The organism is Streptomyces sp. NPDC006733, from assembly GCF_040636125.1.
Classification (GTDB): domain Bacteria; phylum Actinomycetota; class Actinomycetes; order Streptomycetales; family Streptomycetaceae; genus Actinacidiphila.
This window is the reverse complement of sequence record NZ_JBEYJD010000003.1, coordinates 101002-114724: the sequence shown is the minus strand read 5'-3', so window position 1 is coordinate 114724 and position 13723 is coordinate 101002. Positions and strand designations below refer to the sequence as shown.

At 72.2% G+C, this 13723-nt stretch carries 14 protein-coding genes and 1 pseudogene; 8 read left to right on the top strand and 7 right to left on the bottom strand.

The features are described 5' to 3' along the window. The first annotated feature begins 134 nt into the window (after window positions 1–134). The 3 genes from ABZ721_RS04635 (at window position 135) to ABZ721_RS04625 (ending at window position 3718) form a co-directional block, all read left to right on the top strand. Window positions 135–1388 (top strand): serine hydrolase domain-containing protein, encoded by a 1254-nt coding sequence (locus ABZ721_RS04635; RefSeq protein ID WP_358787099.1) that lies wholly within the window; start codon window positions 135–137, stop codon window positions 1386–1388. Then, window positions 1385–2968 carry an alpha/beta hydrolase gene (locus ABZ721_RS04630; protein WP_358787098.1) on the top strand — a complete coding sequence of 528 codons (1584 nt, stop codon included), beginning with the start codon at window positions 1385–1387 and terminating at the stop codon, window positions 2966–2968. Before ABZ721_RS04635 ends, ABZ721_RS04630 begins: the two co-directional genes overlap by 4 nt. Before the next feature lie 69 nt (window positions 2969–3037). Further along, window positions 3038–3718, top strand: a complete 681-nt coding sequence (locus tag ABZ721_RS04625; protein WP_358787097.1) for a class I SAM-dependent methyltransferase — start codon at window positions 3038–3040, stop codon at window positions 3716–3718. Between the two features lie 50 nt (window positions 3719–3768). On the opposite strand, the gene ABZ721_RS04620 is transcribed toward ABZ721_RS04625, so the two are convergent. The 3 genes from ABZ721_RS04620 to ABZ721_RS04610 all read right to left on the bottom strand — a co-directional run bounded on the left by ABZ721_RS04620 (window position 3769) and on the right by ABZ721_RS04610 (window position 5079). Continuing rightward, complete coding sequence (locus ABZ721_RS04620; RefSeq protein ID WP_358787096.1) at window positions 3769–4122, bottom strand: metalloregulator ArsR/SmtB family transcription factor; 354 nt, start codon at window positions 4120–4122, stop codon at window positions 3769–3771. Beyond that, window positions 4119–4565, bottom strand: coding sequence for an SRPBCC domain-containing protein (locus ABZ721_RS04615; protein WP_358787095.1), 447 nt, complete (start codon window positions 4563–4565; stop codon window positions 4119–4121). The genes ABZ721_RS04620 and ABZ721_RS04615 overlap by 4 nt, the downstream gene beginning before the upstream one ends. Window positions 4566–4713: 148 nt before the next feature. Then, complete coding sequence (locus tag ABZ721_RS04610; protein WP_358787094.1) at window positions 4714–5079, bottom strand: MerR family transcriptional regulator; 366 nt, start codon at window positions 5077–5079, stop codon at window positions 4714–4716. Between the two features lie 94 nt (window positions 5080–5173). Here ABZ721_RS04610 and ABZ721_RS04605 point away from each other — a divergent pair, with 94 nt between their 5' ends. Further along, window positions 5174–5644 carry a hypothetical protein gene (locus ABZ721_RS04605; protein WP_358787093.1) on the top strand — a complete coding sequence of 157 codons (471 nt, stop codon included), beginning with the start codon at window positions 5174–5176 and terminating at the stop codon, window positions 5642–5644. A 125-nt stretch (window positions 5645–5769) separates the two neighbouring features. Here the strand turns inward: ABZ721_RS04605 and ABZ721_RS04600 are convergent. Together ABZ721_RS04600 and ABZ721_RS04595 are read right to left on the bottom strand one after the other, a co-directional pair. Beyond that, window positions 5770–6447: pseudogene (locus tag ABZ721_RS04600) on the bottom strand (polysaccharide deacetylase family protein); the annotation flags it as partial. Between the two features lie 65 nt (window positions 6448–6512). Further along, window positions 6513–7175: a glycoside hydrolase family 11 protein gene (locus tag ABZ721_RS04595; protein WP_358787257.1), complete on the bottom strand. Its 663-nt coding sequence runs from the start codon at window positions 7173–7175 to the stop codon at window positions 6513–6515. A gap of 410 nt (window positions 7176–7585) precedes the next feature. Here ABZ721_RS04595 and ABZ721_RS04590 point away from each other — a divergent pair, with 410 nt between their 5' ends. Continuing rightward, complete coding sequence (locus tag ABZ721_RS04590) at window positions 7586–8683, top strand: hypothetical protein (protein WP_358787092.1); 1098 nt, start codon at window positions 7586–7588, stop codon at window positions 8681–8683. After that, window positions 8680–8871: a hypothetical protein gene (locus ABZ721_RS04585; RefSeq protein ID WP_358787091.1), complete on the top strand. Its 192-nt coding sequence runs from the start codon at window positions 8680–8682 to the stop codon at window positions 8869–8871. Before ABZ721_RS04590 ends, ABZ721_RS04585 begins: the two co-directional genes overlap by 4 nt. Before the next feature lie 123 nt (window positions 8872–8994). Here the strand turns inward: ABZ721_RS04585 and ppk2 are convergent, their stop codons facing one another. Next, on the bottom strand, window positions 8995–9954 hold the full coding sequence (gene ppk2 / locus ABZ721_RS04580; protein WP_358787090.1) for a polyphosphate kinase 2: 960 nt from the start codon (window positions 9952–9954) through the stop codon (window positions 8995–8997). Between the two features lie 241 nt (window positions 9955–10195). Further along, window positions 10196–10549, bottom strand: a complete 354-nt coding sequence (locus tag ABZ721_RS04575; protein ID WP_358787089.1) for a VOC family protein — start codon at window positions 10547–10549, stop codon at window positions 10196–10198. A gap of 139 nt (window positions 10550–10688) precedes the next feature. Here ABZ721_RS04575 and ABZ721_RS04570 point away from each other — a divergent pair, with 139 nt between their 5' ends. Both ABZ721_RS04570 and ABZ721_RS04565 read left to right on the top strand, forming a co-directional pair. After that, window positions 10689–11123 carry an ATP-binding protein gene (locus ABZ721_RS04570; protein WP_358787088.1) on the top strand — a complete coding sequence of 145 codons (435 nt, stop codon included), beginning with the start codon at window positions 10689–10691 and terminating at the stop codon, window positions 11121–11123. 293 nt (window positions 11124–11416) lie between these two features. Then, a partial coding sequence (locus ABZ721_RS04565) for a beta-L-arabinofuranosidase domain-containing protein (protein WP_358787087.1) occupies window positions 11417–13723 on the top strand: 2307 nt, incomplete at its 3' end.

Here is a 13723-nt window from a genome sequence, read left to right as displayed (position 1 = left end):
CCGGCCGGCTCGAGCGGCCGGCCGGTACGGTCCGCCGGGGGATGACCCGAGCAACGGCGGTGGGGCTGGCACCCGTTGCGGTCGGGAGCTGGCCGGAGTGAGGTGCGGACCGGCGCGGCATAGCGTCGTTGCGCATGGGACTCGTGAAACATCCGCGCACGGCGGCGGCCGCGGTGGCCGGTGCGTTCGTGCTCGCCGCGGCCGTGACCCCGGCCTCGGCGTCCGCCCCGGCCGCCCCCGCAGCGCGCTCCGCGACCTCGGCGTCACCCGGCTGCGGTGAGCACAGCGCGCTGCGGCAGGCGCTGCGCACGCTGGCCGCCGGCGACCACCTCCCGGGGGCCGCCGTCGACGTCACCGACCCGGTGTGCGGCCGCTGGAGCGACGCCACCGGAACCGCCGACCTCGCCACCGGCCGCCCGATGACCGCCCGGGACCGGCTGCGCGCCGGCAGCGTCACCAAGACGTTCACCGCCACGGTCGTCCTGCAACTCGCCGCCGAACACCGCCTCGACCCCCAGGCGCCCGTCGACCGCTATCTGCCCGGCCTGATCAGCGGCAACGGCTACGACGGCCGGAAGATCAGCGTCCGGCAGCTGCTGCAGCACACCAGCGGGCTGCCGGACTACCTCGACGCGGCGGACTGGGACCACCCCGAGCAGCTGCGCTACCGCCACTTCGAGCCGCGCGACCTGATCGCCCGGGCCCTGCGCCTGCCGCCGCCCGACAGACCGGCCGGCTCGGCCTTCCACTACGCGACCACCAACTACCTGGCCGCCGGTTTGATCATCGAGAAGGTCACCGGCCGCTCGGCGGAATCCGAGATCACCCGCCGGATCATCGGACCCCTCGCACTGCGCGACACCTCCTGGCCCGGCGACGACCCGCACCTGCGCGGCCCGCACTCGCACAGCTACTGGGTGCCGGAGGAGTCCGGCGGCCGGGTGGACGGCACCGACTGGAACATGACGTTCGGGGGCACCGGCGGCGCCCTGGTCTCCTCGCCGGCCGACCTGGAGCGGTTCTTCGGCGCCCTGCTCGGTGGCCGGCTGCTCCCGCCCGCGCAACTGTCCCTGATGCAGGACACGGTGGCCGCCGACCCGGACCGCCTGTGGCCCGGCGCCCGCTACGGACTGGGCCTGATCTCCAGCCCGCTGCGCTGCGGCGGAGTGTGGTGGGGCCATGCCGGGACCGTGCCGGGCGGCCACCGCGCGCTCGGTGCGGTCGGCCCCGGCGGACGCCGCGTGGCCGTCGTGCTCACCCAGGTGCCCTCCACCGAGCAAGCCGAAGAAGCGTTCCGCGACGTCATCGACGCGGCCCTGTGCGAACACCGGCCGCCGGACCGCGCCCATCCCGCCTCCACCCACCGGATCGAAGGGCATTCCGCATGAGTTTCCGCGCCTCCGCGCTGACCCTGGCCGCCACCGCCGTCCTGACCGCGCTGCCCACCGTGGCCGCGGCCGCCCCCGGCGCCGACACCGGCCTCGACCGTTACGCACACCAGCCGCTGACCTGGAACAGCTGCGTCCTCGGCCCCGACGACGCCACCGGCAAGGAGCTGGAGAAGGCCGGGGCCCGCTGCGCCGACGTCACCGTGCCCCTCGACTACGCCCGCCCCGGCGGACGCACGATCACCGTCGCGATATCGCGGATCCGGGCCGGCGACCCCGCGCACCGCATCGGCACCCTCATGCTGAACACCGGCGGCCCGGGCGGGACGGACCTCGGCGACCCGCCGTGGGTGCACGACGCGCTGCGGGACGTGGCCGGCCGCTACGACATCGTGGGCATGGACCCCCGCTTCGTCGGCCGCAGCACCCCGCTGGACTGCGGGTGGCCCACCGGCAGCTCGCTGCGCTCCGCGGGGGCGGACCGGGCCGGCTTCGACCGCCAGGTCGCGCTCCAGCGCGACCTGGCCACCCGGTGCCGCACGACGCACGCGGACGTGCTGCCGCACATCACCACCCGCAACACCGCACGCGACATGGACGTCATCCGGGCCGCCCTCGGCGAGCGCCGCGTCTCCTACCTGGGGTACTCCTACGGCACCTACCTCGGCGAGGTCTACACGACGATGTTCCCCGGCCGCACCGACCGGGTGGTCCTCGACGGGGTGCTCGACCCCACCCGGTACAGCCCCCGGCTGCTCGTCGGCAGCGAGGGCGCCAACGAGAACGCGCTGCGCCACTGGGCGGCGTGGGCCGCCCGGCACGACGCCGAGTTCGGCCTCGGCGCGACCCGCGACGCCGTCCTGGCCACCGTCGACCGCATCCAGCACACGGCGACCCGGCGGCCCCTGCAGATCGGCGGCGGGCCGACGCCGTCCTACCGGCTGGACGAGCACACCGTGCCGTTCGTCGTCTTCAGCGGTCTGGGGGACGACAAGGAGCCGGCGCTGCGGGCGTTCGCGTCCTCGATGCGCACCCTCCAGCAGGCCGCGCTGGGCCGGCCGGCGCAGCCCGACGCCGACCTCGTGTCCACCCTGGACTTCGTGCTCAAGGGGGGCGACGGGGCGTCGGCCTACGGCAGCGTGCAGACCGCGATCCTCTGCGGTGACGTGGCCGCCCCGCGCGACCCGGAGGTCTACTGGCGCGACGTGCAGCGCAGCCGCGCGGCCCACCCGCTGGTGGGGCCGTTCACGAACAACATCACCCCCTGCGCGTTCTGGGACCGGCCGCGCGAGCGCCCCACCGCCGTCCGCGCCGACCTGCCCGCCCTGATGGTCAACGCCACGGGCGACCCCCGCACCACCTACGCCGGGGCGACCGCGATGCACCGCGCCTGGCCCAGCTCGCGCCTGGTGACCGTCGACGGTGCCGACCGGCACGGCATCTACGGTGACTACGGCAACGACTGCGTGGACCGCACGGTCAACGCCTACCTGGCCACCGGCAAGCTGCCCGCCGCGGACGTCACCTGCCCCACCACCGCACCCGCCGGCCCCTCGCGCGTGGCGCGTACGGCACGATGAGCGCGGGCGATGTTGCCGAACCGGCAACAGGAGTAGCGCGATCGGGACGCGGTGGGTGACGGTGGCCCCATGACCGACGACATCGCAGCACCCTCGACCGCCTCCGCCGCCTCCGCGCCCACCGAGGGATACCTCGGCGACCCCGCGGTGCGGGAGGAGTGGGACAGCCGCTACACCGAACGGCACCAGCTGTGGAGCGGCCAGCCCAATGGCGCGCTCGTGGCCGAGGTCGCCGGGCTCACCCCCGGCCGGGCCCTCGACGTCGGCTGCGGCGAGGGAGCGGACGCCCTGTGGCTGGCACGCGGCGGCTGGGACGTGACCGCCCTGGAGGTCTCGGGCGTGGCTCTGGAGCGCGCGGCCGGCCACGCCCGGGACGCCGGGCTCACCGTGCGCTGGGTGCACGCCGAACTGGCGCGGGCGGCGCTCCCGCCGCGCTCCTTCGACCTGGTGTCCGCGCAGTACCCGGCGCTGCTGCGCACCCCCGGCGGCGTGTCCGAGAACGCCCTGCTCGAGGCGGTGGCTCCCGGCGGTGTGCTGCTGCTGGTGCACCACGCGGGGATGGACACCGAGCCGGTGCGCGACAGCGGCTTCGATCCGGCCGACTACGTCTGGCCCTCGATGATTGCCGCACTGCTCGACGACGCCTGGGAGGTGCAGGTCGACGAGCAGCGACCGCGTGTCGTCCCCGACGGCGGTGCCGGAGCGCACCACACCGACGACGTGGTGCTGCGCGCGCGCCGGCTGCGCTGACGAAGCCGCTCGGGCCCGGTGACGCGGTCACCGGGCCCGAGCTCAGCGCGTCAGGGTGCGTCGCGCTCCGCGGCCTCGGCCGCGCGCTTGATGTTCGCCAACTGGCGGTCCCAGTCGGTCGCGAGCGCGGCCATCCACCGGGCGGTCGCGTCCAGGGCCGCCGGCCGGACCGTGTACCGCATCTCCCGGCCGACCCGGCCGCCGGCGACCAACCCGGCGGCGTCCAGGAGGGCGAGGTGTTTGACCACCGCCTGCCGGGAGACGGGCAGCTGTCCGGCCAGCGTCGTCGCGGTGGCCTCGCCCCGGGCGGCCAGCAGCTGCAGCAGCCGGCGTCGGGTCGGGTCGGCCAGCGCGACCAGGACGCTGTCGACCGGCTCGTCCGCGGCGCGCGGTTCGTCCGTCACACGGAGGGCTGTTCGGCGCGCGCCTTGAGGGCGTCGAGTTCCAGCGGCCAGCCGCCGCTGTGGTCCTTGTGGTTGTTCCGGCGCAGCTCGTCGGAGCCGGCCAGCGCCAGGAACCCGCTCTCCACCACCCGCAGCCGCGTCCGGTCGCCCTCGGCGGTGAGGGTGAACTCCACGAGGGTGCTGTTGTCCTCCCGCAGCTCCTCGCCGGGGAACGCGCTGGTCCATCGGTACGCCAGGTACGTCGGCGCGTCGACCTTCTCCACCCGCACGGGGAATTCGCCGTGCTCGGGGTGCTTGGCCACCACCACATCGCCCTCCTTGGCCACGGTGCCGGGCAGGCTCGCCTTGTCGGCGACCCAGAAGCCGGGCTGGGCCACCAGCGACCAGACCCGCTCGACGGGTGCCTCGATCAGGGTGTCACGTTCGATCCGGTCGTCGCCCATGAGGGAACTCCTTCGCTTTCACTGTCGCCATGGAGTGCTTGAGTGCAACTCCAGAGTTGCACATCATTCCCTCCGGTGCAACCGCAGGGTTGCGCGTCGAGGGGGAGTGGTGGAGGTGAGGCCGCGGGGCGGTGCGGGGGAGTCTCGTTCAGGTCGACCGGCCGGCCGCCCGCAAGGGACATCCGGTACCGGCCCGCGCGGCGAGGTCCGCCCGCAGGGCGGCGAGTTCGGCCATGCGGGCGTCGACGACCTGGATCTTCTCCGCGAACAGCGCGGACAGCGCTTCCGCGGCGTCCGGCAGCCCGCGCAGCTCCTCGCCGGTCCGTGCGATCTCCGCCAGCGAGAACCCGAGCGTCTGCGCGGTGCGGACGTAGTGCAGCCAGGGCACCGTCTCCGGCGGGAAGTCGCGGTAGCCGTTGGCGAGCCGCCGGCCCTCGACCAGGCCGACCTTCTCGTAGAACCGGATGGTGTCCCTGCTCATGCCCGCCTGAGCGGCCAACTCCCCGATGCGCATGGTCCTGTGTCCTCCGTCGGATGCCGGGCTTGACCTTGGACCGTACTCCACTGTTTAGCGTGAGGCGTCGCCCACGAACAGAAGGAGTCCCCCCGTGATCCCTCTCCCCACCCCCGCCCGACCCGGCTATCTGCGCCTCGTGCGCACGAGCGCCTGGTACGACCTGGTCGTCACGGCGGGATTCGCCACGCCGTGGACGTATGCGCTGATGCACGACGCGCTGTCGTCGCTGGGCGGCACGCTCGGCTTGGGACGGCTGCCCGAACTCGACCCGATCCAGACCCTGTACGCCAACCTGATGGGGTCGGTCGTGGTCGTCTGGGCCGTCCTGCGCATTCTCCGGCCGCTGCCGGTGCACGGTCTGCTCGACGGCGTCGCGCGCACCCTGTTCGCCGCCTGGCAGGCCTACGCTCTGGCCCACGGCGCCCCGCGGTTCCTCTGGCTGTTCCTCGCCATGGAAGTGGCCTTCGGCATCGCCCAGCTCGCCCCGTGGCGCCACCGCCGCCGCACCGGCCCGCCGTCGGCGCGCGGCTCCCTCCCGGCGGACGGGCACCTGGGGGTGTGAGTCCCCCACGGGATCGATGACCGCGCCCGCCGCCCCTGCCCGCAACGCGGTCAGGAACGGCGGGCGCGTGACGCCGCCGCACGGTGCGCCAACGACGCTCCGTCAGGGCGTCACGCCCGTCAGGGTGCCACGGCGCGACCTGTCTGCGGGGAGATCCTGCCGGAGCACAGCCCCTTGCTCGCCAGCGTCTGCGCGATGCGCGGGATGGCGGCCAGCGTGTTGGCGGGCCACTCGTGCATCAGGATGACCTGGCCGTTGGTCAGCCGGTTGACGGCTCCCACGATCGCGTCCGTGGAGGCGTTGTTCCAGTCCTGGGAGTCGACGTTCCAGATGATCTCGGTCAGCCCGTAGCGGGCCTCCACGGAGCGCACGGTCGCGTTGGTCTCGCCGTACGGAGGGCGGAACAGCTGCGGGGTGCCGCCGCCCGCGTTGGCGATGGCCTGCTGCGTCCGCGCTATCTCGGAGTCGATCTGGGACTGGTTCAGTTGGGTCAGGTGCGGATGGGTGTAGCTGTGGTTGCCCACCCACATGCCGGCCTGGACCTGGGCCCGGACCTGGGAGGGGTTGGCGGCCGCGTACCCGCCCTGGTTGAACATCGTGGCCCGCAGCCGGTTGCTGGTGAGCGCGTTGAGCAGGGCCGGGGTGTGGCTGCCGGACGGGCCGTCGTCGAAGGTGAGCCCGACGTACCCGTTGCAGGCGGCGGCCTGTGCCGGGGCGGCGTGGACGGTGGCCGTGACGGTGCTCGCGACGGCGGTCGCGGCGACGGCCAGTCCTACGACCAGGGAGCGGGGGTGGGAGCGCATGCGTACGGGTCCTCCTCGTGGCGGTGGCGGGGGCGCGGTCGGGTTCCTCGGACGGCCGGGGACGTTCACCCGCTGACCGTGAGGTTGGAGCTGCCGCTGCTCTGGTAGCCCTCGGTGGCGAGGATCATGTAGTAGTTGAAGCTGCCCATCCGCATCCCGTAGCGGGCCCACGCGTCGAAGTGGTTGCCGGTGGTGATGGTGCCGCCCGTCCGCTTGGCCTGCCGGACGCTCCAGTACTGGTTGAAGGTCTTGGTGCCCTCCACGGAGGGGGCGTTGTACCGCGTGGTCTGGTAGACGTCGTACGTGCCGCCGTCGGAGGTGACGGAGCCCTTGTAGGTTCCGGTCGGCCGGTAGGTGCCCCAGTTGTCGACGATGTAGTACTCCACCAGCGGGTTGGAGGTCCACCCGTACAGTGCCAGATAGCCGTTGCCGGACGGGTAGAACGAGCCCGAGTAACTGACGTTCCTGCGGCCGCCGTTGCTCCAGCCCTTGCCCGCGACGAAGTTGCCGCAGTTGCGCCAGGAGGTGCTGTAGTTGCCACCGGACCCCAGGTTCATGGAGACCGACCCGCCGCCGTCGGTCCAGAACGAGTAGTAGAACCCGTTGTTGGTGCCGGTCTGGTTGGTGGTGATGGGCGCCGCGTTGGCGACGCCGGGCAGCAGCAGTCCGGAGGCGGACGCGGCCAGCGTCAACGCGCCGGCGCGGCCGATGAATCCCCTGCGGCTCATGGGGGGTGTCAGGGCGCTGTCCTTGTCGAGGTCCATGCCTGTTGTTCCTTCCGGGGGACGGTGAACGGATCGGCCGACGGGGGATCCGACGCGGCAGACGGCAGCAGGGGGCAAGGCCGGAACGGCCATGTCTGCGGGGGTGGAAGTGCTTCTGGGGTGGGGGAACCCTCGGCCGCTGGAAAGTATGGAGCGGCCCGACAAGGGCGGTCAATAACTCTGTTTCCGAAACTTCTTCGAAAGTTAACAATGATGGCCTGAGATGACAGTCGAAATATTTCGAAATCGAGGATCAAGCGGTTGAACGGAAAGGGAAGAATAGTGTTCGAGCCATCGTCGTCGAATGTTTCGAATTGTCGGGGGAGAGGCGGGGGAAGAATCCGTGCACTGCGGAGCACGGGGGAGAACCGACGGTGAAGATCGGCCTGGCACGGTCCGCCGCGGTCCAGTGGGTCACCGAGCACGCCCGGGCCGATCCCGGCTTTCGCGGCGCGTACATCAGCGGCTCGACCGTCGGGCTCCCGGCCGACGCCGAACTGTCACCCGCCTCCGACCTCGATATCTGCGTCGTCACCGCCCAGGAGGGCCCGTCGGCAAAACCGGGAAAGTTCCGCTTCCGGGGCGTCCTGCTGGAAGTGAGTCATGTGCCCTGGGCCGACCTGGCATCCGCCGACGACGTGCTGTCCTCCTACCACCTGGCCGGAAGCTTTCGCACCGACACGATCATCGACGACCCCGTCGGCGACCTCCGCCGGCTCCAGGCACACATCGCGCGCCACTTCGCGGCCCGGCCGTGGGTCCGCCGTCGATGCCAGGACGCCCGACGACGGATCGAGACCCGTCTCGCGGCGCTCGACCCCTCGGCGCCGTTCCACGAGCAGGTGACCGCGTGGCTGTTCCCCACCGGTGTGACCTGCCACGTCCTCCTCGTCGCAGCCCTGCGCAACCCCACCGTCCGGCTGCGCTATCCGGCCGCCCGGCAGGTTCTCGCCGACTACGGCCGCCTCGGCCTCTACCCGGAACTGCTCGACCTCCTCGGCTGCTCACAGCTGTCCGCGCAGCGCGTGCAGCACCACCTGGACGCACTCGCCGCGACGTTCGACGCCACCGCCGAAGTGGCGGAAACCCCGTTCTTCTTCAGCAGTGACATCACCCCCGCCGCACGGCCGGTCGCGATCGACGGCAGCCGGCGGCTCATCGACGCGGGCGACCACCGCGAAGCGGTCTTCTGGATCATCGCGACCTTCGCCCGCTGCCACACCATCCTGGCCGCCGACGCGCCCCGACTGCACGCGGCGCTCACCCCGGCGTTCCGGGCGGCTGTCAGCGACCTCGGCATCGACTCCACTTCGGACCTCGTCCACCGGGCCGGGACCGTGCTGCGGTTCCGGCCCCGGCTCTGGGCGGCCGCCGAGGACATCCTGGCCGACAACCCCGACATCACGGAGCCATCACGGAGCGAAGAACGCCCGGGTAGACAATCGGATCAGGGGCAGGAGCGAGCATTATGAGTACTGCAGAGACAACGGAGCACCCGCCGATCTACGGGCGCCTGATAGAAGAACGCGGCGACGCACCGAAAGCGGCCCGGGAGGCCGCCCAGGACGTGCAACGCCAGGCGGCGGTGGCTCTGGACTGGAGCGACGTACGGCTGGCCCAGCAGAAAAAGGAGGCCCATGCCTTCTCCGCTTTCGGCTGACCGCCCGGGCGGCCGGCTGCCGCGTCGGCGTGCGGCGGCCTGACCCCGCGCCGGCCGCCGCGACCCGCCGTAACCCGCCACGCCGCCGCGACCCGCTGCCCGCCCCGGGCAGCGGGTCGCCGGCTACGGGTGCCGGCCCGGACCGATGTGGCGCGGGGTGAGGGGAGTGGGGGAGAGGTCGGTGTCCTCCTCGCCCGCCTCCAGCAGGGTGCTGGCCGCACCGATGATGCGCGGGTCGGGCACGCCGACCGCGTCCGCGTCCTTGCCGTCGTAGTCGAAGCGGGCCAGGAAGCTGCGCATCGCCTCCAGGCGGCCGCGGAGCTTGTCGTTGTTCTTCACCACCGTCCAGGGCGCCTGCGCCGTGTCGGTCTGCCGGAACATCGCCACCTTCGCCTCGGTGTAGCTGTCCCACTGATCCAGCGAGGCGAGGTCGGTCGGCGAGAGCTTCCACTGGCGCACCGGGTCGACCTGGCGGATCGCGAAGCGGGTGCGCTGCTCGCCGCGGGAGACGGAGAACCAGAACTTCACCACGTCGATGCCGTCGTCGATCAGCATCTGCTCGAACGCGGGCGTCTGCCGCAGGAAGCGCTGGTACTCCTCGTCCGTGCAGTAGCCCATGACGCGTTCGACTCCAGCACGGTTGTACCAGGAGCGGTCGAACATGACGATCTCACCGGCCGACGGCAGGTGCGCGACGTAGCGCTGGAAGTACCACTGGGACTGCTCGCGCCCGCTGGGCTTGTCCAGTGCGACGACCCTGGCTCCGCGCGGGTTGAGGTACTCCGTGAACCGCTTGATGGTGCCGCCCTTGCCCGCCGCGTCCCGGCCCTCGAACACGACGACGACGCGGCCCCCGGTCTCCTTGAGCCAGCGCTGGAACTTCAGCAGCTCGATCTGCAGGACGCGTTTGGTCCGCTCGTACTCCTTGCGCCGCATCCGCTCCTGGAACGGGAAGTTCTCCCGCCACGTCTCGATGTTCGATCCGTCGCCGCTGAGCAGTACCGGCGCCTCGGCGCGGGAGCGGTCCACCCGCAGCCCGTCCAGCAGATCCGGTGTCGCCCCTCCGGTGTCGCCGACCGTCACGCTTCCCCACCTGAACCCGACCGCATGCTGCTCCTCCACGAACGCCCGACACCCCGCGTGATCCGTCGCCTGCCCCGGCCCACCCCGGCAACACCCGCGGGCCGGTGCGGGGCGTCGGGGGAGGAGCGGTTCCTGCCGCGGGCGGGCGGCGTTCGCGGCGATCCGGCGCGCGTCGAGCGTGAGGCGACGCGGGCGTTGAGCGGTCCGCGGAGGCAGCAGCCGGCTCGTCACGGCGGTGCGGTCAGGCGGGCTGCCACAGTTCGACGCGGTTTCCCTCGGGGTCGGTGACCCAGCCGAACCGGCCCACGCACGCCATGTCCTGCGTCTCCTCGGCCACGTCCGCTCCCGTGGCGCGCAGCTGGGCGAGCATCGCGTCCAGGTCGTGGACCCGGAAGTTGAGCATGGCCTGCTGGGTGCGGGACCCGAAGTAGTCGGTCTCGGACTCGAAGGCCGCGAACACCGTCGGACCGGCCTCCTGGCGCCACAGGCCGTTCTCGTCGGCGTCCAGCCCCAGGCAGTCGCGGTACCACGCACCCAGGGCCGCCGGGTCCGCGGCCCGAAGGAAGTACCCACCGATTCCCACCACACGTTCCATGGCGCCATCGTGCCAGGGCGACGATCAGGTCGGGAAGCACCCCGCGGACGGGTTCGGGTCCGGGGCAGCCGGGAGGGGGTGGCTGAGCGCCCGCTGCCGGGGTAGGCGGGGGGCAACCCCGGCAATAAGGAGCAATACGATGGGCGACATGTCCTTGCGGGCCGTCGGATGGGCGCAGTCCTTCCCGGTGTCCGGCGGCGTGCGACAGGGACGGGTCTGGGCGCGCGAGCACCTGGACGCCCTGGGCTGGACGGAGCAGGCGCCCGAAACGGTCGACGCGGTCCTGCTCACCGTCTCCGAACTGATCACCAACGCCCATGTGCACGCCCAGAGCACCGCGCAGCTCGTCCTGGCGTGGGACAGCCAGTGCCTGCACGTGAGCGTGCACGACTCCAGCACCGAGCTGCCCGCGCCGCGTGACGCCGACGCGACGGCGACCTCCGGGCGGGGGATGGCGCTGATCGACTACTTCGCCGACAGCTGGGAGACGCACCACCAGCGGTCCGGCAAGACCATCACCGCCTGCTTCACCCCGCCCGAGCAGCCGGACCCGCACGCCGCCGCGGAGCGCTGACCCGATCCCTCCCGGATCGGGCGGCCCGCGGCCGCCGCGCTGGCCTGCGGCTTCTTTCTAACGTTGCATCATGGCAGGAGAACGGGGCGCTCCGCAGGGCGGCGGATGCTGTCGCATCTCTGGACAGGGAACCACTGCCGTGCTGTCATTTCGTCGGACGCGCGTTTTGCAACGATGGAGAACTCCCGTTTCTCTCCCCCCTCGTGCCGGGCCGCGTGCACACCTGCGCCCAGCGCGCGCCATCCGCCCCCGCTCGGAGACGGGTTCCGCGCCCCGACGAGGAGCCGCCCCCCATGTCCGTGAACCGCCGGCAGTTCATCAGCAGCGCCGTGGCCACCGGGTTGACCGTCGCGATGTCCGCCCGCTGGGCAGGATCCGCCACCGCCGCCACGTCCCGGGTCGCGCCCGCGCGGGGCGGCCTGTACTTCCCCAACGCCGCCCCCCTCCAGCCGACCGCCTTCCTCAAACTGCCGCCGGGCAGCGTCACCGCCCGGGGCTGGCTGGCCGGGCAGCTCCAGCTCCAGCTGGACGGGTTGTGCGGCCGCTACGAGCAGGCCTCGCACTTCCTGGACATCACCACCTCCGGGTGGACGCACCCCGAGCGCGCCGGATGGGAGGAGGTGCCGTACTGGCTGCGCGGCTACGTCGACCTGGCGGCCGTCACCGGCAACGCCGCCGCGCGGGCCGGCAGCCGGCGGTGGATCGACGGCATCCTCGCGACCCAGCAGTCCGACGGCTTCTTCGGCCCGTCGGCGCTGCGGACGTCGCTCAACAACGGGCCGGACTTCTGGCCCTTCCTGCCACTGCTCCAGGCGCTGCGCTCCTGGCAGGAGTACACGGGCGACACCAGGATCGTCCCGTTCCTCACCCGGTTCTTCCGGTACATGAACGCGCAGGGGCCCGGCGCCTTCAACTCCAGCTGGGTCTCCGTGCGCTGGGGCGACGGCCTGGACAGCGTCTTCTGGCTGTTCAACCGGACCCAGGACGCCTTCCTGCTGGCCCTCGCCGACAAGATCCACACCAATGGGGCGAGCTGGGTCGACAACCTCCCCAGCCTCCACAACGTCAACATCGCGCAGGGCTTCCGCGAACCCGCCCAGTACGCGCTGCGCAACGGGTCCGCCGCGCTGACCCAGGCGACCTACCGCACGTACACCACGGTCATGAACTCCTACGGGCAGTTCCCCGGCGGCGGGTTCGCCGGGGACGAGAACGCCCGGCCCGGCTTCGGCGACCCGCGCCAGGGCTTCGAGACCTGCGGCATCGTCGAGTACATGGCCAGCCACCAGCTGCTGACCCGCATCACCGGCGACCCGCTGTGGGCCGACCGCTGCGAGGACCTGGCCTTCAACTCGCTGCCCGCCTCGCTCGATCCGACCGGGCGCGCGATCCACTACATCACCAGCGCCAACAGCGTCGACCTGGACAACGCCCCCAAGTCGCAGGGGCAGTTCCAGAACGGCTTCGCGATGCAGGCGTACCTGCCTGGGGTCGACCAGTACCGCTGCTGCCCCCACAACTACGGCATGGGCTGGCCGTACTTCACCGAGGAGCTGTGGCTCGCCACCCCGGACCTCGGCCTCGCGGCCGCTCTGTACGCCCCCAGCGTCGTCACCGCCCAGGTCGGCGCCGGAACCACCGTCACCGTCACCGAGGACACCGACTACCCCTTCACCGACACCCTGACCCTCACGCTCAGCACCCCGGCCGCCGTCGCGTTCCCCCTCTACCTGCGCATCCCGGCCTGGTGCGGCGCCCCGGTCATCGCCGTCAACGGCCGGCCGCAGTCGGCCCCCGCGGGCCCGGCCTTCACCAGGATCGACCGGACCTGGTCGAACGGCGACACGGTGACCGTGCGCTTCCCGCAGACCACCTCCGTCCGCACCTGGGGCGCCAACCACCACTCCGTCTCGGTCGATCACGGCCCGCTCACGTACTCCCTCAAGGTCGGCGAGCGGTACGAGCGCCTGGCCGGCAGCGACCAGTTCCCCGAGTACGCGGTGCACGCGACCTCGCCCTGGAACTACGGGCTGGCCGTCGACCCGGCCGCCCCGGCCGGACTGACCTTCACCGGACCCGCCGGCCGCCTGACGGCCGACCCCTTCACCCAGTCCGGCACCCCCGTGCGCATCACGGCCCCCGGCCGCCGGATCGCGGAGTGGACGGCCGACAGCCAGCACGTCGTCACCCCGCTGCAGGAGAGCCCGGCGCGCAGCACCGCCCCCGTCGAGACCCTCACCCTGATCCCGATGGGCGCCGCCCGGCTGCGCATCACCGCGTTTCCCACCGCCGCACCCGACGGCCACCCCTGGATCCCGGCCGCCACCGAGTACCGGATCTGGAACCGCAACTCGGGCAAAGTCATGGGTGTGGACCTGATGTCGACGGCGAACAGCGCCCATGTGGTGCAGTTCGACGACAACGGGACCGCGGACCACCTGTGGTCGCTGGTCGACAACGGGGACGGCTGGTACCGCATCCGCAACCGCAACTCCGGCAAGGTGCTGGGTGTGGACCTGATGTCGACGGCGAACAGCGCCCATGTGGTGCAGTTCGACGACAACGGGACCGCGGACCACCTGTGGTCGCTGGTCGACAAC

Excerpts from the sequence above, each read along its gene's own strand:
- ABZ721_RS04635 (WP_358787099.1), top strand. The coding sequence starts at position 135 with ATGGGACTCGTGAAACATCCGCGCACGGCGGCGGCCGCGGTGGCCGGT.
- ABZ721_RS04570 (WP_358787088.1), top strand. The coding sequence starts at position 10,689 with ATGGGCGACATGTCCTTGCGGGCCGTCGGATGGGCGCAGTCCTTCCCG.
- ABZ721_RS04585 (WP_358787091.1), top strand. The coding sequence starts at position 8,680 with ATGAGTACTGCAGAGACAACGGAGCACCCGCCGATCTACGGGCGCCTG.
- ABZ721_RS04595 (WP_358787257.1), bottom strand. The coding sequence starts at position 7,175 with ATGAGCCGCAGGGGATTCATCGGCCGCGCCGGCGCGTTGACGCTGGCC.
- ABZ721_RS04575 (WP_358787089.1), bottom strand. The coding sequence starts at position 10,549 with ATGGAACGTGTGGTGGGAATCGGTGGGTACTTCCTTCGGGCCGCGGAC.
- ABZ721_RS04625 (WP_358787097.1), top strand. The coding sequence starts at position 3,038 with ATGACCGACGACATCGCAGCACCCTCGACCGCCTCCGCCGCCTCCGCG.
- ABZ721_RS04610 (WP_358787094.1), bottom strand. The coding sequence starts at position 5,079 with ATGCGCATCGGGGAGTTGGCCGCTCAGGCGGGCATGAGCAGGGACACC.
- ABZ721_RS04630 (WP_358787098.1), top strand. The coding sequence starts at position 1,385 with ATGAGTTTCCGCGCCTCCGCGCTGACCCTGGCCGCCACCGCCGTCCTG.
- ABZ721_RS04615 (WP_358787095.1), bottom strand. The coding sequence starts at position 4,565 with ATGGGCGACGACCGGATCGAACGTGACACCCTGATCGAGGCACCCGTC.